The sequence below is a fragment of the Brachyspira catarrhinii genome (genome assembly GCF_005518285.1).
GTDB classification, from domain to species: domain Bacteria; phylum Spirochaetota; class Brachyspiria; order Brachyspirales; family Brachyspiraceae; genus Brachyspira; species Brachyspira catarrhinii.
In genome coordinates, this window is the sequence record NZ_SJDU01000592.1 from 1 (window position 1) to 1,027 (window position 1,027).

2 protein-coding genes are annotated in these 1,027 nt (G+C 29.4%); both read left to right on the top strand.

Features of this window, described 5'->3' with window-relative positions:
- On the top strand, window positions 1-219 hold a 219-nt coding region (locus EZH24_RS12495; protein WP_336596102.1), incomplete at its 5' end, for a hypothetical protein.
- 202 nt (window positions 220-421) lie between these two features.
- On the top strand, window positions 422-1,027 hold a 606-nt coding region (locus tag EZH24_RS12500; RefSeq protein WP_272897902.1), incomplete at its 3' end, for a Clp protease N-terminal domain-containing protein.

Here is a 1,027-nt window from a genome sequence, read left to right on the forward strand (position 1 = left end):
AAAGATATTGGTAATGAAAATAGTATTTCCGATAAATTATATTCTTTTATGTGTTCAAGAAGGCTTTCTTTCGTTTTGTCAATCGCTATAATTATGGTATTGGCGCTTTCATTGTTGTTTTCTACAAATATAAATGAAAGTTCAAACAAGAATAATACGGCTTCGAATAATAGAGTTAATGTTCCCGTAGTTAATGTTTCAAATAACAGTTTTATTTGATTTATGTTTTTATATTTTTCATTAAATTTTTTGTTAAAATATAAACAAACAGCCTTTTTATAAATAATTTATAGAATAATTTTTTATTATAGCCGATAATTATAATAAATTTATATTTCATCTTCTTTTTATTATTGAATTAATAATGTATTTGATATATAATGGATTAAAGTTGTAAATAGGCTAAATTAGGATATTAGATATGTGGCAATTTCATTTAACCAAAAGAGCTAAAGTAGTTATAGATTTTTACTCTCAAGAGGAAGCGAAAAGATTAAATCATGACCAAGTGACTCCCGAGCATGTTTTATTGGGTTTACTTCGCGAACCAGAATCTATAGCCATAAAATCTTTAAGAAATTTGAAAGTCGATTTGGATAAATTAAAAATGGAATTGGAAACTTCTATGGCTAAATCGTCTTCAAATACGAAATTATACGGACAAATTCCATCTTCTCCGAGAGTTCAGAGATTAATCGCTTTTTCTGCGGAAGAGGCGAAGGCTTTCGGACATAATTATATAGGAACGGAACATTTGCTTTTGGGATTATTGAGAGAAGAAAACGGAATAGCCTATAATGTCCTTACAAGTTTTGGAATAGAACTTAATCCTTTGAAACAAGAAATAATGAAAATGATAGGAGTAGTCGGAATAACCACATCTTCCAACGAACAATCTAATCAACAAGAAGAAATAGTTAGAAAAGTAAAAACCCCCACTCTCGACCAATTTGCAAGAGATTTGACGAAACTTGCAAGAGAAAAAGCTTTGGATAAAGTCATAGGAAGAGAAAACGAGGTAATGCGC